Annotated in this window: 20 protein-coding genes and 1 tRNA gene; 13 read left to right on the forward strand and 8 right to left on the reverse strand. The window is 60.9% G+C overall.

Annotated features, from left to right (window positions below):
- Positions 1-2 precede the first annotated feature (2 nt).
- Together ACR0JN_RS04660 and ACR0JN_RS04665 are read left to right on the forward strand one after the other, a co-directional pair.
- The gene (locus ACR0JN_RS04660; RefSeq protein ID WP_480884527.1) at positions 3-422 is read left to right on the forward strand and encodes a cupin domain-containing protein; all 420 of its coding nucleotides are present in this window, start codon (positions 3-5) and stop codon (positions 420-422) included.
- A 3-nt stretch (positions 423-425) separates the two neighbouring features.
- Positions 426-1,316 (forward strand): fatty acid desaturase, encoded by an 891-nt coding sequence (locus ACR0JN_RS04665; protein ID WP_480884528.1) that lies wholly within the window; start codon positions 426-428, stop codon positions 1,314-1,316.
- Positions 1,317-1,323: 7 nt separating this feature from the next.
- Here ACR0JN_RS04665 and ACR0JN_RS04670 read toward each other — a convergent pair whose 3' ends face one another.
- From ACR0JN_RS04670 to ACR0JN_RS04680, 3 genes are all read right to left on the reverse strand, one after another.
- Positions 1,324-1,788 (reverse strand): hypothetical protein, encoded by a 465-nt coding sequence (locus ACR0JN_RS04670; RefSeq protein ID WP_480884529.1) that lies wholly within the window; start codon positions 1,786-1,788, stop codon positions 1,324-1,326.
- A gap of 10 nt (positions 1,789-1,798) precedes the next feature.
- The gene (locus ACR0JN_RS04675; protein WP_480884530.1) at positions 1,799-2,086 is read right to left on the reverse strand and encodes a hypothetical protein; all 288 of its coding nucleotides are present in this window, start codon (positions 2,084-2,086) and stop codon (positions 1,799-1,801) included.
- Positions 2,087-2,188: 102 nt separating this feature from the next.
- A complete protein-coding gene (locus ACR0JN_RS04680; RefSeq protein ID WP_480885006.1) occupies positions 2,189-3,262 on the reverse strand; it encodes an anhydro-N-acetylmuramic acid kinase in 1,074 nt (357 codons plus the stop codon).
- Positions 3,263-3,551: 289 nt separating this feature from the next.
- On the opposite strand from ACR0JN_RS04680, the gene ACR0JN_RS04685 reads away from it, so the two are divergent.
- On the forward strand, positions 3,552-4,823 hold the full coding sequence (locus tag ACR0JN_RS04685; RefSeq protein WP_480884531.1) for an MFS transporter: 1,272 nt from the start codon (positions 3,552-3,554) through the stop codon (positions 4,821-4,823).
- A gap of 91 nt (positions 4,824-4,914) precedes the next feature.
- Complete coding sequence (gene tyrS / locus ACR0JN_RS04690) at positions 4,915-6,159, forward strand: tyrosine--tRNA ligase (protein WP_480884532.1); 1,245 nt, start codon at positions 4,915-4,917, stop codon at positions 6,157-6,159.
- Between the two features lie 78 nt (positions 6,160-6,237).
- On the opposite strand, the gene ACR0JN_RS04695 is transcribed toward tyrS, so the two are convergent.
- Complete coding sequence (locus tag ACR0JN_RS04695; protein ID WP_480884533.1) at positions 6,238-7,005, reverse strand: hypothetical protein; 768 nt, start codon at positions 7,003-7,005, stop codon at positions 6,238-6,240.
- Between the two features lie 204 nt (positions 7,006-7,209).
- Between ACR0JN_RS04695 and ACR0JN_RS04700 the strand changes: the two genes are divergently transcribed.
- Complete coding sequence (locus tag ACR0JN_RS04700; protein ID WP_480884534.1) at positions 7,210-7,965, forward strand: 3-hydroxyacyl-CoA dehydrogenase; 756 nt, start codon at positions 7,210-7,212, stop codon at positions 7,963-7,965.
- Here ACR0JN_RS04700 and ACR0JN_RS04705 read toward each other — a convergent pair.
- Positions 7,951-8,292, reverse strand: a complete 342-nt coding sequence (locus tag ACR0JN_RS04705) for a winged helix-turn-helix transcriptional regulator (RefSeq protein WP_480884535.1) — start codon at positions 8,290-8,292, stop codon at positions 7,951-7,953. The genes ACR0JN_RS04700 and ACR0JN_RS04705 overlap by 15 nt on opposite strands.
- Positions 8,293-8,411: 119 nt before the next feature.
- Between ACR0JN_RS04705 and ACR0JN_RS04710 the strand changes: the two genes are divergently transcribed.
- The gene (locus tag ACR0JN_RS04710) at positions 8,412-8,699 is read left to right on the forward strand and encodes a putative quinol monooxygenase (RefSeq protein WP_480884536.1); all 288 of its coding nucleotides are present in this window, start codon (positions 8,412-8,414) and stop codon (positions 8,697-8,699) included.
- Positions 8,700-8,726: 27 nt separating this feature from the next.
- On the opposite strand, the gene ACR0JN_RS04715 is transcribed toward ACR0JN_RS04710, so the two are convergent.
- The 3 genes from ACR0JN_RS04715 to ACR0JN_RS04725 all read right to left on the reverse strand — a co-directional run bounded on the left by ACR0JN_RS04715 (position 8,727) and on the right by ACR0JN_RS04725 (position 11,918).
- Positions 8,727-10,535, reverse strand: coding sequence for an ABC-F family ATP-binding cassette domain-containing protein (locus ACR0JN_RS04715; RefSeq protein ID WP_480884537.1), 1,809 nt, complete (start codon positions 10,533-10,535; stop codon positions 8,727-8,729).
- 68 nt (positions 10,536-10,603) lie between these two features.
- Complete coding sequence (locus ACR0JN_RS04720) at positions 10,604-11,401, reverse strand: GNAT family N-acetyltransferase (protein ID WP_480884538.1); 798 nt, start codon at positions 11,399-11,401, stop codon at positions 10,604-10,606.
- A gap of 43 nt (positions 11,402-11,444) precedes the next feature.
- Complete coding sequence (locus ACR0JN_RS04725) at positions 11,445-11,918, reverse strand: outer membrane protein assembly factor BamE (protein ID WP_480884539.1); 474 nt, start codon at positions 11,916-11,918, stop codon at positions 11,445-11,447.
- Between the two features lie 84 nt (positions 11,919-12,002).
- Between ACR0JN_RS04725 and ACR0JN_RS04730 the strand changes: the two genes are divergently transcribed.
- The 7 genes from ACR0JN_RS04730 to ACR0JN_RS04760 all read left to right on the forward strand — a co-directional run bounded on the left by ACR0JN_RS04730 (position 12,003) and on the right by ACR0JN_RS04760 (position 16,200).
- The gene (locus ACR0JN_RS04730; protein WP_480885007.1) at positions 12,003-12,539 is read left to right on the forward strand and encodes a YceD family protein; all 537 of its coding nucleotides are present in this window, start codon (positions 12,003-12,005) and stop codon (positions 12,537-12,539) included.
- 206 nt (positions 12,540-12,745) lie between these two features.
- The gene (rpmF, locus tag ACR0JN_RS04735; protein WP_008756996.1) at positions 12,746-12,952 is read left to right on the forward strand and encodes a 50S ribosomal protein L32; all 207 of its coding nucleotides are present in this window, start codon (positions 12,746-12,748) and stop codon (positions 12,950-12,952) included.
- Between the two features lie 24 nt (positions 12,953-12,976).
- Positions 12,977-14,065 carry a phosphate acyltransferase PlsX gene (gene plsX / locus ACR0JN_RS04740; RefSeq protein WP_480884540.1) on the forward strand — a complete coding sequence of 363 codons (1,089 nt, stop codon included), beginning with the start codon at positions 12,977-12,979 and terminating at the stop codon, positions 14,063-14,065.
- A 20-nt stretch (positions 14,066-14,085) separates the two neighbouring features.
- Positions 14,086-15,057, forward strand: coding sequence for a beta-ketoacyl-ACP synthase III (locus ACR0JN_RS04745; protein ID WP_480884541.1), 972 nt, complete (start codon positions 14,086-14,088; stop codon positions 15,055-15,057).
- A 96-nt stretch (positions 15,058-15,153) separates the two neighbouring features.
- Positions 15,154-15,456: an integration host factor subunit alpha gene (ihfA, locus tag ACR0JN_RS04750; protein ID WP_008755922.1), complete on the forward strand. Its 303-nt coding sequence runs from the start codon at positions 15,154-15,156 to the stop codon at positions 15,454-15,456.
- 18 nt (positions 15,457-15,474) lie between these two features.
- A complete protein-coding gene (locus ACR0JN_RS04755; RefSeq protein ID WP_480884542.1) occupies positions 15,475-16,062 on the forward strand; it encodes a MerR family transcriptional regulator in 588 nt (195 codons plus the stop codon).
- A gap of 61 nt (positions 16,063-16,123) precedes the next feature.
- Positions 16,124-16,200: transfer RNA gene (locus ACR0JN_RS04760), tRNA-Pro, on the forward strand.
- The last annotated feature ends 12 nt before the right edge of the window (positions 16,201-16,212 follow it).

Genomic DNA, 16,212 nt, shown 5'->3' on the forward strand with positions numbered 1-16,212 from the left:
CCATGACCGCTGACCAGATCATCGACCACCTGAACCTGCAACAACACCCCGAGGGCGGCTGGTTCAAAGAGACATGGCGCGCCGACAATCCGGGCCGCGCCACCGGGACCTGTATCTACTTTCTGCTCAAGGCCGGGGAAAGCAGCCACTGGCACCGGGTCGATGCGACTGAGATTTGGCTTTTTCATGCGGGCGCGTCGCTGGTCCTGTCGCTGAGCGAAACCGACAAAGGGCCCGCCTCGGATCATCTGCTGACCCCCGACTTGTCGCAAGGCGCACCGCAAGTGATCGTGCCCGAAGGCCATTGGCAGGCGGCGCGTAGTACCGGAGACTATACTCTGGTCAGTTGCACCGTATCTCCGGGGTTCGAGTTCGGCGGATTCGAACTGGCCGCGCCGGGTTTCGATATTCCGAAGGGTTGACAGATGGATCACCGCGCCCTGATCGCCGCAATACCGCCCGAGGCAAAGGACTGTCTGCAGAGACGGTCCGACTGGGCGGGCTTGAAGCATCTTGCGCTGTATTTCGGGGCGCTGGCCGCAACAAGTGGCGGGATCACGGCGCAAATCCCTCTCTGGCCGCTGCTCATCCTGCCGCAGGGAATTCTGTTGGTCTTCCTGTTCACACTCAGCCACGAATGCACCCATAAGACCCCGTTCAGAACCGAGAGGCTGAATGACGCCGTCGGGCATCTAGTCTCGGTACCGATCGCCCTGCCCTTTACGTGGTTCCGCTATTTCCATCTCGCGCATCACAAATGGACCAATCATCCGCAAAATGACCCCGAGTTGGACGGCAAACCGCGCCCGGACAGTTGGCGCAGCCTGATCCTCTATCTCAGCGGTTGGCCCTATTGGTCCGGCATGGCGCAAACCCTTCTGCGTAACGCTGCGAGAAAGATCGACGCGCCCTACCTTCCAGCCCGCCAGCATCGCGCCATCCGGACCGAGGCGAGGGTTCTTCTGGCGCTATACACCCTTACTACGCTCAGCCTGTTCTATACCTCGGCCGTGTTCTGGCTCTGGCTGCTGCCGGTGCTGATCGGTCAGCCTTTTTTGCGCCTCTATTTGCTGGCGGAACATGGGCTGTGCCCACCCGTGGCCAACATGCTGGAAAACTCACGCACGACATTCACCAACCGGATCGTCCGGTTCGTGGCGTGGAATATGCCCTATCATGCGGAACATCACGCCTTCCCGAACGTGCCGTTCCACCAGCTACCCACCTTCCACGACTGGACGCGGGCGCATCTGAAATCCACCTCTGACGGGTATACCGAATTTGCGGCTGACTACACGCGTGCTTTGAACAACTAAGCCCGCGCTATTCCTTACGCTCTTTGGCGCGTAGAATTGCGGTGATCAGCGGAACCAGCAAGGCGGGCAAAGATCCCAGAGGGTTCGCGCCAATGCTTTTCACCGCCTGAACGACCTCACGCGCTTCGACCGCCATTTCTTCCAACTCATCCTCGATATCGGCGATGGCCATGTCGCGCACCTCGACCGCCGGGGCGATCTCGTCTTCGACATTCGTGCGTTTGGCAAACAGCACAAGCAGAACGGCCAGCATCAGATTGGCGAGTGACAGAACGGCTGCAGACGCCCCCGAAGACATCCAGGTTTTCAGCATAAAGAACAGCGCGACATCCAACAGGACCAGACCCGCCAAAGCCGAGATTCCAGCCAAAACCATCAGAATGGTCTGCTGCTGCACAACAGCGAAACGGCGGCGTGCGATAAGGCGTTCGGTGCGGTAGATCGTTGTCAGATTTTTGCTGAGTCTGTTCATGTCCCGTATCCTAACTGCGCACCCGGCCAACGACATATCCGAGGCTAAAGGCAACCAGCAGCGCGGTGATCGGGTACTGCTTTTGCAGCCAGCCGAATTCTTCGACGACATCCTCGCCCAGCGCCGCGGCCTTTTTCAGGTCTATGCCGTGTTCTTCCAGCAGCTTTCGAATCTCGTCCGCCGTTTTCAAAGGCGGTGAGGCTTCGGGCTCAGGACGTTCCTCAGCCTTTGCTTCCAACGTCGCGTTGCGCGCCCGAAGCGCGTTCAACTCAGCTTCCAGTTCCGCCTTGGTCGCCATACGTACCTACCTTCAATATGCCCGGATCAGACCATACCCTAACCCTTGCACATCATTGCGGTTTTTTGAACTGCTGTTCTGCGGCGGCCCCCGCAGACCGGTTCAGACAGCGCGATCCATCGACACCGAACTGACAACCCCGCCACCCACCAAGGCCCGCACGCCGGTCGTACCGGGGCACGAGGTCGGCAACCCCCGCGCCACGCGCACAGCAAGATAGGCAAAGGCCTGTGCTTCCAGCATGTCGCCGTCCAGACCAACGGTCTCGACCGGCTCGACCGGGCAGTCCAGCGCGACCCGCAGCATCTCCATCAGCACCGGGTTGTGACGCCCGCCGCCTGTCACCAGCAACCGCGCAGGCGGCTTGGGGCAATGCTCCATCCCCTGTACTACGCCGGCGGCGCACATGCCGGTCAGCGTGGCGACCGCATCGGAATCGCTGAGTTCCTGCACCAGCCCGATCATCTCGGCAAAGTCGTTACGGTCCAGCGATTTCGGCGGCATGCGGGTGAAGAACGGCTCGGCCAGGAATAGCTCTAGCGCGCCGGTCTCGACCGTCCCGCCGCGCGCCACAGCGCCGTCGCGGTCCATCGGCAGACCCAGTCGCGCTTGCATCAGATCATCGACTGGCGCATTGGCCGGGCCGGTGTCAAAAGCCAGCAGCGCCCCCGGCATCTCGGGTCCGTCAAAGGATGGGTCCACATAGGTCAGGTTGCCAACCCCGCCGAGGTTCAGAAAGCACAGAGGTTCCTGTGCGCCGATCCACTTGGCGCAGGCGAAATGGAAGAACGGCGCAAGCGGCGCGCCCTCGCCGCCCATTTTCACATCGTCACTGCGAAAGTCCCACACCACTGGCAAGCCCAGCGCTTGTGCCAGACCAAATCCATCGCCCACCTGCAGCGTGCCCCGCCCGCGCGGCTCATGCGCAAGGGTCTGGCCGTGAAAGCCGATTAAGTCGACGTCTTCGAATTCCGACAACGCCTCTGCATGGGCCAGCGTCACCAATTCCTCCGCCGCGTCGACCTGAGGCCCGTTCCACTGCCCAAGGGCGGCGCGCAGTTGGGTGCGCTCGGCCTCAGAATACGCGCGATAGCCGCTGTCGCCGAACCCCAATATCCGGTGCCCGTCCGTTTCCACCACGGCGGCATCCACCCCGTCCAGCGAGGTACCAGACATCGCGCCCAGCGCCCGGATCGCCTTGTTTGTCTTGATGGCCAGGCCCACGCTCTTCTCCTGTTTGGTGATGTGGATTTTCGCAGGGGTTTTACACCCTTGGGTTGCGATCTGACCAAACTGCAACCTATCCGCAGCCTATGGCAAGGGCCTTGCGCTGCATCCTTCAGCTTTTTTCGCCGCCTGCGCCTCGGGATCAACACCAAGGCCCCAATCCCATTGCAGAAAACCGATTTCTGCGCCAGCATTGACGGTGGGCAAGACACAAATACCGATCGTGTGATGAGCAAGAATGGGACAGCCTGAGACGTCAAAATCAACGCGCACGGTTGAAAACCGGAACTACCAGCTGATCTTCTGGTCAGGCGCACTGGCAACCATCGGGACGCAACTGGTCAACCCGCGTCTGGTGCTGCCGTTCCTGTATCTCGCCCTGGGCGCACCCACCTTTATCGCAGGGCTGCTGCTGCCCTGCGTCACTGGCGCGCGGCTGATCGCCGAGATTTTTGTCTCGCCCTTCATCAATCGCGTCACCCGGGCGAAGCTGGCCGTCTATGTGCCCAACATCCTGACCGGAGTGATCCTGTCCATCGTCGCGCTGTTTGCGACCAACCTGCCGCAGCTGATGGTCGTTTTGCTGTTCCTTGCGACGGCGGCGATCATGGGGCTGTGTCAGGGGCTGGCCAGCCTTGGCACCAGCCAGATCTATGGCGTGTCTGTACCGGATGCCAAGCGCAATCGGATGGTGTTTGCGCAGGCCACGATCTCGGGCGCTTTAGCGATTGTCGCTGTCTGGGTAACCAAGGACCTTCTGGTCTCGGACCAGCCCATGCAGCGCCATATCGTTGTCATGTGGTGCGGCGTTGTCGCCATGTTTGCCGCCGGCATCAGCTTTGCCGGTGTGCGCATCTTCGAGGAGGACCAGCCGCCCAGACCTACCCCCGCCAAGAAGCCCAAACCAATGGCCGAACTGGCGACCGGCTTCAAAACCGGCATGGGCTATCCCTGGTATCGCAAGTTCCTGTTCACCCGGCTGCTGTTTGTGACGGTCGAACTGGCCATGCCCTTCTACACCATCCACGCCGCCACCTATCACGTGGGCACCAAACACTCGCTGAGTTACTTCGTGATCGGGGCCAGCGCCGGTGTCGTGATCGGCTCGATCATCTGGGGTTGGCTCAGCGGCCGGATCTCGGTGAAGCCGGTGATGTGGCTGGGATGCCTGATCTCGGCACTGTCGGCGGTCTTGGCGTTGGGGTTCACCTTCATGGGCTATGCGCAGAACGTCTGGCTGTACGCGGCGGTGATCCTTTTGTTGTCGCTCGGCGGCAATGGCGTGATCTATGGCCGCTACCTGTACATCATCGAAATGACCAAAGAGACCGAGCGCCCCTATCTCGTCGCCCTCGGAGATGTCACCGCCGGGCTGGTCGGCATCGCCTTTGCGGCGGCTCTCGGGGCCGTGGCGCATCTGCATGACCCGATCACGCCGATCTTTGCGTTGGCGGCGTTGAACTTGATTGCGATGGTGTTTGCCTTCCGCCTGCCGCCGACCAAAAGCTGACCTCTGCACGTTAAAACGGGCAAATGCACCTTTTACTTGGCATTGCACGGCCCTATACGTTGCCGCGCAACATCAACCCAAAGGGCACGATATGACCTACCACCCCAAATCGGATTTCATCGCCACGATGATCGAGCGCGGCTTTCTCGCCGACTGCACCGATTGTCAGGGCCTTGACGACGCGTTGATCAGTGGGGTGCAAACTGCCTATATCGGCTATGACGCCACCGCGCAGTCACTGCATGTGGGGCACCTGATGAACATCATGGTGCTGCGCTGGCTGCAGAAAACCGGCCACAAACCGATCACCCTGATGGGCGGCGGCACCACCAAGGTGGGCGATCCCTCGTTCCGCTCGGATGAGCGCCCCCTGCTGGGCCCCGAACAGATCGACGCCAATATCGCCGGAATGCAGAAGGTGTTCGCCAAGTACCTGTCCTATGACGACAGCGAAACCGGCGCGCTGATGCTGAACAATGCGGAATGGCTGGACAGCCTGAACTACCTCGATTTCCTGCGCGATATCGGGCGGCATTTCTCGGTCAACCGGATGCTTTCCTTCGAGTCGGTGAAATCGCGTCTGGACCGCGAACAATCGCTGTCTTTCCTCGAATTCAACTACATGATCCTGCAGGCCTATGACTTCCTCGAACTAAACCGCCGATATAGCTGCGTTCTGCAGATGGGCGGCTCGGACCAGTGGGGCAACATCGTCAACGGCATCGACCTGACCCGCCGGGTGCTGGATCAGGAAATCTATGGCCTGACCACGCCACTGCTGACCACCAGCGATGGCCGCAAGATGGGCAAATCCCAAGGCGGAGCCGTCTGGCTGAACGGCGATATGCTGAGTGCCTATGAGTTCTGGCAGTTCTGGCGCAACACCACTGACGCCGATGTTGGCCGGTTCCTGAAAATCTTCACCGAACTGCCCGTCGACGAGTGCGACCGTCTGGCCGCGCTGCAAGGGTCCGAGATCAACGAGGCCAAAATCCGCCTCGCCAACGAAGTCACCAACCTGCTGCACGGGGCCGAGGCCGCAGCCACGGCTGAGGCCACCGCCCGCGAAGTGTTCGAAAAAGGCGGCGTGGGTGAGGACCTTCCAACCCTGACGCTGAACGCCGAAGACCTGCCCGCCTCGATCGTGCAGATCATCGTCAAATCCGGCCTCGCCAAATCCGGCAAAGAGGCCAAACGCCTGATCGCCGAGAACGGAGCCAAGCTGGACGACGCCCCCCTGACCGATGCAGGGCTGATGATCGACGCGGGCGCGCTGTCCTCGCCCATCAAGCTGAGCGCTGGCAAGAAGCGGCACGCGCTGGTGCAGTTGGGCTAAGCGGTTCGACTACCAACACAGCAACGGCCACCCCTTGGGTGGCCGTTGTGGTTTCAGAAGGATGCGGGTCAAACCGGCTCAGCGCTTGCCGCCGCCCTTACCGGGCTTGCCGCCACCGCCTTCATCATCATTGGCGTTGTTGCCGCGTCCGGGGCTACTGCCTTCCGAGCCGTTCCCGTGCCCGTTATTGCCCTTGCCGCCGCCTTTACCCTTGCCGGGGCCGTCGCCGCCTTTACCGCCACCTTTCCCTTTGCCGGGTCCGTCGCCGCCCTTGCCGCCGCCTTTGCCGGGTTTGCCATCGCCTGGCTTGCCACCGCCATCACCCGGCTCATCACCGCCACCATCACCGGGGCCGTCGTTGCCACCTCCGTCACCGGGACCATCATTGCCACCACCGTCGCCGGGGCCATCGTTGCCACCACCGCCTCCGGGACCATCGTTACCACCGCCGTCGCCGGGATTGTCATTGCTGCCACCGCCAGCATCCGCAACTTGACCGGCCCCCGGCGTGTTGCGATCAGAACTCCGATCCTCACCAAGAGTGCTGGCCGCGTTCGAAATGCTTGCCGTCGGCAGGTCAGTCAACAACGCGGCCAGTCCGGGGCATTGCGCTCCGGTCACGGTCAGGGTTGTTTCGAAATCAGACCGGCTCTGAAGCCGCTCCAAGAAGCTTGGTGTGACCTGCGCGCAGTCGCACAGGGCCGCATAATCACCCGCATTGGCGTAATCCCGCGCAGTTTTCCAGTTGCAGGTCTCAGGTGCTGCAGACGCGCTGCTCACCATCAGAATTCCCATGAATGGCACAGCAGTAAGCGCGCCCAATTTCTGCTTTGTACTCTTCGACATTTCAGCACCTCGTGACCAAAAGACGCCCGATGTGATCGGGCAGTTCAGCACCGAAATGGCGATGTCGCGTGAAGCCCCGCTAAAGGGTTTCTGAGGATATATTTAGAATCCACTGGCCCAGCGGCTGAGACCATCAAACCTATGGACACAGAGCGTTTAAATCAGTTATTGAACAATCGTTCATATACCTGCGAGGAGCCCGCCATGCACCTATCCGACACCGCCGCCATCATCACCGGAGGGGCGTCCGGTCTGGGTGAGGCCACGGCGCGCTACTTCGCAGCCCAGGGCGCGCAGGTCACATTGCTTGACCGGGATGCGACGCGCGGCACGCAGGTTGCCGCAGAAATCAACGGGCATTTTGCGCAAACAGATGTGACGCATGAGCCGTCCGTTGCCGAGGCGATTGCCCATGCGATGGAAAAAATGGGCAAGATCACCGCCGCCGTGAACTGCGCAGGCATCGCCATTGGTGCTAAGACAGTGGGCAAGGACGGGCCACACCCGCTGGACGCGTTCCAGCGCACTATCGACATCAACCTGGTCGGCAGCTTCAACGTCTCGCGCCTGGCCGCCGCCGAGATGGCAAAGAACGAGCCCGACGCGGACGGCGCGCGTGGTGTCATCATCAACACCGCCTCGATCGCCGCGTTTGACGGTCAAAAGGGTCAGGCGGCTTATGCGGCGTCAAAAGGCGGCGTCGTGGGCATGACACTGCCGATGGCCCGCGATCTGGCCTCGACCGGCATTCGGGTGATGGCCATCGCGCCGGGCATCTTCATGACGCCAATGCTGGCCGGTCTGCCCGAGGAAGTACAGCAACAACTCGCCGCCGATGTCCCCAACCCGCCGCGCCTTGGCGACCCAAGCGAGTACGGGCGGCTGGCCGGGTTCATCGTCGAGATGGGCTATCTGAACGGCGAGGTCATCCGCATCGACGGCGCGCTACGGATGCGCTGACCCAAGCACTCGCGCCTGCCCCCAATCGGCCAATGCCTCAATCACCGGGCGCAAGGCCCGTCCTTTGTCGGTCAGGCTGTATTCCACCCGCGGCGGAACCTCGGGAAACACCTTGCGATGTACGATCCCGTCCGCCTCAAGTTCGCGCAACTGTTTGGTCAGGCTGCGTTGCGTCACAGTCCCCAGCGCCCGCGACAAGGCGTTGAACCGCATCGTGCCGCCCAAAAGGTGATAGATAACAAGCCCTTTCCACTTGCCAGAAATCTGCTCCAACCCGGCCTCAACCGGGCATCCGCCACTGCAGTCATATCTGTCGAACCGTTCCATTTCGGAGCCCCATATCAGTATCCAAAAGGTACCTACCTGCACAAATAGTGCGTACTTGCGCTAGATATATCAATGCCACATAAGCCGGGTCGTCACAACTCAACCCGAAAGGACAGACGATGGCCCTGACCATTCTCGCCCAGATCACCGCCCACCCCGGCAAAGAGGACCTTGTCCGCGCAGAGCTGGAAAAGCTGATCCCCATCACCCGCGCCGAGGAAGGGTGCCTGCAGTATGACCTACATACCGACAACACAAACCCCAGCTTCTTTGTGTTCTACGAAAACTGGCAGAGCCGCGATCTGTGGCAAACCCACATGAACGCCCCGCATCTGGCCGCCTATATGCAAGCGACCGACGGTGCCGTTGCCGATTTTACGCTGAACGAGATGAGCAAGACCGACTAACGCTGTGTAGTGAACCCCGGGGCGGCCTCAGGCCCCCTCGGCCTTCTCTTCCAACAACAGCCATTCCTCCTCGGCCGCTGACAGCTTTTCCTGCCGCTCAACCAGCGCCTCGGTCGCTTTCTGAAACTTGACCGGCTCTCGCGTGAACAGTTCAGGGTCTGACATAAGTTCCTCAAGCTTGCCGATTTCGGCCTCAAGGCGCGTAATTTCCGCAGGCAGCTTCTCAAGCCGGTGCTTTTCCGAGAATGAAAGCCCCACCTTCGGCTTCGCCTCTTGCGTTATCTTCGGCTTTGAAGCCTTTGTTTTCTCTTCTTTCTTCTCGAAAACATCACCGCGTTGCGCAATATAGTCGGTCCATCCTCCAGCATAGACCGTCGCCCGGCCATTGCCCTCCATCGCGATGGTCGTCGTCGCCACCCGGTCAAGAAAATCCCGATCGTGGCTGACCAGCAGAACGGTACCATCGTAGTCGTCCAGCAGTTCCTGCAACAAATCCAGCGTTTCGACATCCAGATCGTTCGTCGGTTCGTCCAACACCAGCAGGTTTGAAGGCTTGGCCATCAGCTTCGCCAGCAACAATCGCGCTTTTTCCCCACCTGACAAGGACTTAACAGCGGCTCTTGCCTGCCGTTCGTCAAACAGAAACTCCTTGAGATAGCCAACCACATGCTTCGGCTGCCCGCCCACCATGACCTGATCGGCCTTGCCCGATACCCGCATCTCAGGGTCACCGGTCAGGCTGTCCCACAGGGTCATCTCGAGATCGAGCTGCGCACGGGTCTGATCAAAAACGGCAATCTCAAGATTGGTGCCCAGCGTGACCGTGCCCGTGTCCGGAGCCTCTTGCCCCAGCAACATCTTCAGCAGCGTCGTCTTGCCTACGCCGTTCGGCCCGACAAAGGCCAAACGATCGCCGCGCTGCGCCAACAGGTTGAAGTTGCGCACGATCTGCTGATCGCCAAAGGCTTTCGAAACACCTTTGGCCTCGATCACCTTGCGGCCCGACTTTGGGCCGGATTCCAGCGACATGGCCGCCGATCCCTGCCGCTTGATCTGCGCCGCTTTCTCGGCCCGCAAGGCCTGTAGCGCACGCACCCGGCCCTGATTGCGCTTGCGACGGGCGCTGATGCCTTCGACGGCCCATTTGGCCTCGGACTTGATCAGCCGGTTCAGCTTGTGCCGCTGCTGGTCTTCTTCTTCCCAAACCTTGTCACGCCAGGCCTCGAACGCTTCAAACCCCTGTTCCTGCCGCCGGACGACGCCCCGATCAATCCACAGCGTCGCGCGAGTCAAAGCGCGCAAAAACGCCCTGTCGTGCGAGATCAGAACAAACGCCGCCCGCGTCGCGCCCAACTCACGCTCCAACCAGGCGATGGCCTCAATGTCCAAATGGTTTGTCGGCTCGTCCAACAGCATCAGATCCGGCGCTTCCGCCATCAACTTGGCCAGCGCCGCCCGCCGCCGCTCCCCGCCCGAGGCGGTCTCGACCGCGCGTGACGGATCGAATTTCAACCCCTCGCCCGCGCGTTCGACCTTGTACAACTCTCCGGGCTCCAACCCGCTTGAGGCGTAATCGCCCAAGGTCGCGAACCCCTCCATGCTGGGGTCCTGCTCCATATACCCAACGGATTTCCCTGGCGGAATCACGATGTCGCCCCGGTCCGCTTCGACCAGACCGGCCATCACTTTCATCAATGTAGATTTGCCCGACCCGTTGCGCCCCACCAGCGCCACACGGTCACCGGGCTGCACCACCAGATCAAGCTCGGAAAACACCGGATCACCCCCGAAGGTCAGGGAAATGCCGGACATCTGCAACAAAGGAATTCTCGCCATGCCCGCCAGCTAAACCCGCAAGGCAGGCGCGTCAACGCCCACACCTTCTTCTCGTTAAAAATACGGAATTACCCGGCCACCGCCCGCAGCAAACGCTTCCGTGCCGGGGGGATCGCCCCGATCTCAAGCCCGGTAAACACATGCAGCGTGTTCATGTGCCGATCCACCACCGCATGATCACTGACCCAGCCGCCCATCATCAGATAGGTGCGCAGAAGCGGAGGCATCTTCAGCATCGCCTTCTTCGCATCCGGCCTGCGCCGCAAACGGGCCGCGAACCGGAACACATCCGGTGCCTTGACCCGCGGCAACCAGCGCTTGGGCCCCAGATGCCGGTGCTTGAGCATGGCGAACGCGTCCAGATACTGCCCGGTCTCGGTTCCCGCGAACGAGGAACAGCCGAACAACATCTCGACCCCGTTCTGATCCACGTAAGCCGTCATCGCGCCCCACGCGACACGCAGAATATCAGGGTCAGTCCAGTCCGGATGGATGCAGAACCGGCCCATTTCCACCATTCGTCCGCTGAAATCCTTGAGGGACGACAGATCATAAAACTGTGCGGAATAGCTGCGCCCGATCTCGGCCCCATGTTCCATCACCAGCATACGAAAGCAGCAGACCAGTTGCCCGGCTGACCGCATGTCCTCAACCAGAACATGGGCGCACGCAGCATCGAAACCGTCCTGATCGACCTGACGGGTGCCAAAGGCCAGCGTCCGCAGGCGCTGTGCCGCCGCCACATCCGCGGCCGACTGGGCCAGACGGGCGCGATAGCGCCCTTTGCTCAACAAAACTGCCGTTGTAATGGTCGCATCCTCCACGGTTGCTGACCTGTTGTCGTCCTTGTCGTTTGGGTAACACATGACATGTGACCGCCATGTGACCTAAGCAAGGGACCGGCCTGTTTTAGTTGGCACCCGGAATATTTGCTGGGTTGAAGTTACCGATGTTACCCAGCAACTGCCGCAGGAAGCCTTTGTCCTGAACGCTCGACTCGGTCACGCGGCGCTCAAGCGGAATGACAAGGCCATCCTCAAGGCCGAAACGTTCGATATTACGGACAACGCCGCGCTGGTCGAAACTGATAGCGACCAGCTCGCGCGAGACAACCTCGGGCCGCTTGGGGCCGTAGTGGCGAACCCGCGAGCGGACGTAATAGTATCCGGAATCTTTGACTACGCCCGACGCACCGGGCGCGCCGATGGCCTCGGCCACGCTGTCGCGGGTGTCCTTGCCAACCTGAATTTCGGCCAGCTGGTCCGCAGGTGGCACATATCCGTGATTCTGGAAGACAGGTGAGCAAGCCCCGGCAATACCCAGGCCCACAATAATGACCAGCGATTTCGCAGCCGGTTTAAACCTGTTTACAACCTTCAACATACGCACCCTCTTGCCTTGGCCTGTCACGGCTTCTATCCGATTACAGAAACCGCTGCCACGGTTCAACACAGGAAAGACTCTATGATGACTAACGTCACATCACTTCGGGTGGCCGATCTGCCGCAAAACGCCCCCACGCCCTTTGATCTGCGCCCGGGCGCGCAGGCGCTGGAAGCGCTGAAAAACGATCTTAACCTGCTGGGCCTGCGCAAACTCAGCTTTGTGGGTCAGGTCCGCGCGCAGGGCAAACGCGACTGGGAGTTGACCGGCAAGCTGGGTGCAACCGTGATTCAGCCCTGCGTCGTTACGCTGGAGCCGGTCACGACCCGGATCGACATCCCGGTGTCCCGCCTGTTTCTGGCCGACTGGACCGACCCGGACGAAGACGAGTTCGAAATCCCCGAAGGCGACGAGACCGAGCCTTTGGGTCCCGAGATCGACCCCGCGCAGGTGATGACCGAAGCGCTATCCCTCGCCCTGCCCCAATACCCGCGCAAGGATGGCGCGGAACTCGGTCAGGCCGACTATACCGAACCGGGCAAACAGGCGATGACGGACGAAGACGCCAAGCCCTTTGCCGGGTTGGCAGGATTGCGCGACGCGCTCAAAAAAGACGAGTGACAGGGCGCTGATTTCCTGTCATAGCAGGCGGTCAGAAAAATCGCTTGAACATACCGAGAATCGCAGTATTTTCGCGCGCTCATCGGATTTTGGGTTGGACATTGCGGGGCTCGTCCCCTAAACGCGCGTCAAACCACGATAAAACGAACTACGAAACCCGGGCTGGCAGCGAATCTGCCGCCCCCAGTCAGACAAAGGTTGAGACCATGGCCGTCCAACAGAACAAAGTTTCCAAGTCGCGTCGCAACAACCGCCGCGCACACGACGCTCTGGTTGCTGCAAACCCGAACGAATGCCCGAACTGCGGTGAACTGAAGCGCCCCCACCACGTTTGTGCATCCTGCGGCCACTATGATGATCGCGAAGTCGTCGCACAGGCCGACGAAATCGATCTGGACGAAGACGCAGCCTAAGCCTGATCGAGCGCAGGCCAAGGCATGACTGAACAACCCTCGCACGCCGGTCGGATCACCATCTCGGTAGACGCTATGGGTGGGGACGCGGGTCCCGCAGTCGTTGTTGCAGGCATTGCGAATTCGGCCAAAAAGAACCCCGATATCAGGTTTCTGCTGCACGGTCCGGAACAGACCTTGCGCAAGCTTGTCGCCAAACGGCGTGTCCTTGATGGGCGCGTCGTTTTTCGTGATTGCCCCGATGTGGTCACGATGGAGGACAAGCCCAGCCAGGTTGTGCGCAACGGCAAGCAGACCTCGATGTGGTCCACGCTTGAGGTGGTGCGTCAGGGCGAAGCACACGGCGCGGTGTCCTGCGGCAATACCGGCGCGCTGATGGCGCTGTCGATGATGCGCCTGCGCAAGCTGCCGGGCGTGAACCGCCCCGCCATCGCCATTCTGTGGCCTTCGCGGAACCCGCAGGGGTTCAACGTGATGCTGGATGTTGGCGCCGATGTCCGGGCCGATGCCAAGGACCTGCTGCAATATGCGCTGATGGGGGCCTCTTACGCCCGCAATGGTATGGCGCTGAATCGCCCCCGGATCGGCCTGCTGAACGTAGGTACCGAGGAACACAAAGGCCGGGCCGAATTGAAAGAGGCACATTCCCTGATTGCCGATTTTGCCGATCCCGCAAATTTCGATTTTGTGGGCTTTGTCGAAGGCAGCGATATTCCCGGTGATAAGGCAGATGTGATCATAACAGACGGGTTTACTGGTAACGTCGCCATCAAGACAGGTGAAGGCACCGCCAGCCTGATCGGCGATCTGCTGCGGCAGGCGTTCAAGTATTCGCCCCTGTCCCGTTTGGCTTCGGTTCTGGCCATCACGTCGCTAAACCGGCTGAAAAAACGCATCGATCCACGCCGGGTGAACGGCGGTGTTTTCCTTGGCCTGAATGGCACCGTGGTCAAATCGCATGGCGGCGCGGACGCGACCGGCGTGTCGGCAGCAGTCAAGCTGGCGTTCACCTTGGCCCAGTCAGGATTTGCCGAAAAATTGGCGGCACGGGTTGCATCAACGGCCCAGCTTGCCCAAGATGCCGCGCAATCTGCGCCGCAGACCGAAAAATAACAAAAAGGCAGTACCCCAACATGGCAGGCCGTTCAGTTGTTGTAGGTGTCGGGCATTATTTGCCTGAACGAGTTGTCCCGAATTCCGAGTTTGAAAAGACGCTGGACACAACCGATGAATGGATTCGGACACGCTCGGGGATTGAACGCCGCCACTTTGCCGCAGATGGCCAAACAACGTCGGATCTAGCAACCCACGCGGCCGAGGCGGCGCTGGCCGATGCGGGGCTGACGGCGGATGATATCGACGCCATCGTTCTGGCCACTTCGACCGCCGATCTGACCTTTCCGTCTGCGGCGACGATGGTTCAGGCCCGGCTGGGCATGACCAAAGGATTTGCTTTCGACGTTCAGGCCGTGTGCGCCGGATTCGTCTTTGCACTCAGCAACGCCGATGCTCTGATCCTGTCGGGTCAAGCCAAACGCGTTCTGGTGATCGGGGCCGAGACGTTTTCCCGAATCATGGACTGGACCGACCGATCCACCTGCGTCCTGTTCGGCGACGGCGCGGGCGCGCTAGTGCTTGAAGCGCAGGAGAGTGCAGGCACCCCCGCGGATCGCGGCATTCTGGCAACCGATCTGAATTCGGACGGACGCTACAAGGACCTGCTCTATGTCGACGGCGGTGTGTCGACTCATACGACCGGGCACCTGCGGATGCAGGGCAATCAGGTCTTCCGCCATGCCGTTGAAAAGCTTGCAAAAACCGCTGAAACCGCCTTGGAACGCGCGGGTCTCAGCAGCGCTGATGTTGACTGGGTCGTGCCGCATCAGGCCAATATCCGCATCATTCAGGGCACCGCGAAAAAGATGGGCCTGCCGATGGAGAACGTGGTGGTCACCGTGCAGGATCACGGCAATACCTCTGCCGCCTCGATCCCTCTGGCCCTTTCGGTGGGCAAGGAACGCGGGCAGATCAAGCAGGGCGATCTGATCGTGACCGAGGCCATCGGCGGCGGTCTGGCCTGGGGCGCGGTGGCGCTGCGCTGGTAACAGGCGCAATCCGGCTTACACAGCCGCCTGCAATTCATTGATATTGACAGCGAATTTCCCCTGACCCTATTCTTTCCTATCAACAGGGGAATTGGCATGGGCGACAAAACACTGACCCGAATGGATCTGAGCGAGGCTGTCTTTCGTGAGGTAGGCCTCTCACGCAACGAAAGCGCGCAATTGGTCGAAAGCGTTCTGAACCACATGTCCGACGCGCTTGTGCGCGGCGAGCAGGTCAAGATTTCATCCTTCGGCACGTTCAGCGTTCGGGACAAAACCGCCCGCATCGGCCGCAACCCCAAAACCGGCGAAGAGGTTCCGATTCAACCCCGCCGCGTTCTGACCTTCCGCCCGTCGCACCTGATGAAGGATCGCGTCGCCGCCGGGAACCGCAAGTAAGTCAGAGGTCTCGTAGAGATGAGCAAGTCCCCCGACGCGTTTCGCACGATCAGTGAGGTTGCGGACTGGCTGGGAGTGCAGGCCCATGTGCTGCGATTCTGGGAAAGTCGGTTCAGTCAGGTCAAACCCGTGAAACGCGCCGGTGGGCGGCGGTATTACCGGCCCAACGACATGCGCCTGCTGGGGGGCATCAAGAAGCTGCTGCACGAGGATGGCATCACCATCAAAGGCGTGCAGCGCATCCTGCGCGAACAGGGTGTGGCCCATGTCGCCGCCCTGTCCCAGCCGCTGGACGAACCTGCCGAGGCGGACGCCACAGTGGTTCCCTTCGCCGCGAAACAACCCGCCGCGGCCGAGCAAATCCATATGGATCTGGACGAACCTTCGACGCCACAGGCCGCGCCAGAACACCCAAGCCCCGCCGCTGCATCTGCGGACCCTGCGCCGGCAGAGCCGGAGCTGGACACCGCCCCACTGCTGGGTGGTGTCGCGTCGCTGGCCTGGAACCGCGACGAGTATGACGATGCGCTTCTGGCCCGAATCGCACCGATTGCGCGGGACCTGCGCACATGGCTGGATCGGGTGGAAACCAAGGTGGCCGGATAGGAAAAAAGGCATTGTTTTCCTCTTGCCCCTGCCGGGAAAATCTTTATGAACAGCCCAACGTCGGGCTATGGCGCAGCCTGGTAGCGCGTCCGTCTGGGGGACGGAAGGTCGCAGGTTCGAGTCCTGCTAGCCCGACCAAATCACACCGAC

The sequence above is a fragment of the Ruegeria sp. G12 genome, assembly GCF_056533565.1.

Coding starts and splice junctions, on each gene's coding strand:
- ACR0JN_RS04660 (WP_480884527.1), top strand. CDS start 3: ATGACCGCTGACCAGATCATCGACCACCTGAACCTGCAACAACACCCC.
- ACR0JN_RS04665 (WP_480884528.1), top strand. CDS start 426: ATGGATCACCGCGCCCTGATCGCCGCAATACCGCCCGAGGCAAAGGAC.
- ACR0JN_RS04670 (WP_480884529.1), bottom strand. CDS start 1,788: ATGAACAGACTCAGCAAAAATCTGACAACGATCTACCGCACCGAACGC.
- ACR0JN_RS04675 (WP_480884530.1), bottom strand. CDS start 2,086: ATGGCGACCAAGGCGGAACTGGAAGCTGAGTTGAACGCGCTTCGGGCG.
- ACR0JN_RS04680 (WP_480885006.1), bottom strand. CDS start 3,262: ATGTCTGGTACCTCGCTGGACGGGGTGGATGCCGCCGTGGTGGAAACG.
- ACR0JN_RS04685 (WP_480884531.1), top strand. CDS start 3,552: ATGGGACAGCCTGAGACGTCAAAATCAACGCGCACGGTTGAAAACCGG.
- tyrS (WP_480884532.1), top strand. CDS start 4,915: ATGACCTACCACCCCAAATCGGATTTCATCGCCACGATGATCGAGCGC.
- ACR0JN_RS04695 (WP_480884533.1), bottom strand. CDS start 7,005: ATGTCGAAGAGTACAAAGCAGAAATTGGGCGCGCTTACTGCTGTGCCA.
- ACR0JN_RS04700 (WP_480884534.1), top strand. CDS start 7,210: ATGCACCTATCCGACACCGCCGCCATCATCACCGGAGGGGCGTCCGGT.
- ACR0JN_RS04705 (WP_480884535.1), bottom strand. CDS start 8,292: ATGGAACGGTTCGACAGATATGACTGCAGTGGCGGATGCCCGGTTGAG.
- ACR0JN_RS04710 (WP_480884536.1), top strand. CDS start 8,412: ATGGCCCTGACCATTCTCGCCCAGATCACCGCCCACCCCGGCAAAGAG.
- ACR0JN_RS04715 (WP_480884537.1), bottom strand. CDS start 10,535: ATGGCGAGAATTCCTTTGTTGCAGATGTCCGGCATTTCCCTGACCTTC.
- ACR0JN_RS04720 (WP_480884538.1), bottom strand. CDS start 11,401: ATGTGTTACCCAAACGACAAGGACGACAACAGGTCAGCAACCGTGGAG.
- ACR0JN_RS04725 (WP_480884539.1), bottom strand. CDS start 11,918: ATGTTGAAGGTTGTAAACAGGTTTAAACCGGCTGCGAAATCGCTGGTC.
- ACR0JN_RS04730 (WP_480885007.1), top strand. CDS start 12,003: ATGACTAACGTCACATCACTTCGGGTGGCCGATCTGCCGCAAAACGCC.
- rpmF (WP_008756996.1), top strand. CDS start 12,746: ATGGCCGTCCAACAGAACAAAGTTTCCAAGTCGCGTCGCAACAACCGC.
- plsX (WP_480884540.1), top strand. CDS start 12,977: ATGACTGAACAACCCTCGCACGCCGGTCGGATCACCATCTCGGTAGAC.
- ACR0JN_RS04745 (WP_480884541.1), top strand. CDS start 14,086: ATGGCAGGCCGTTCAGTTGTTGTAGGTGTCGGGCATTATTTGCCTGAA.
- ihfA (WP_008755922.1), top strand. CDS start 15,154: ATGGGCGACAAAACACTGACCCGAATGGATCTGAGCGAGGCTGTCTTT.
- ACR0JN_RS04755 (WP_480884542.1), top strand. CDS start 15,475: ATGAGCAAGTCCCCCGACGCGTTTCGCACGATCAGTGAGGTTGCGGAC.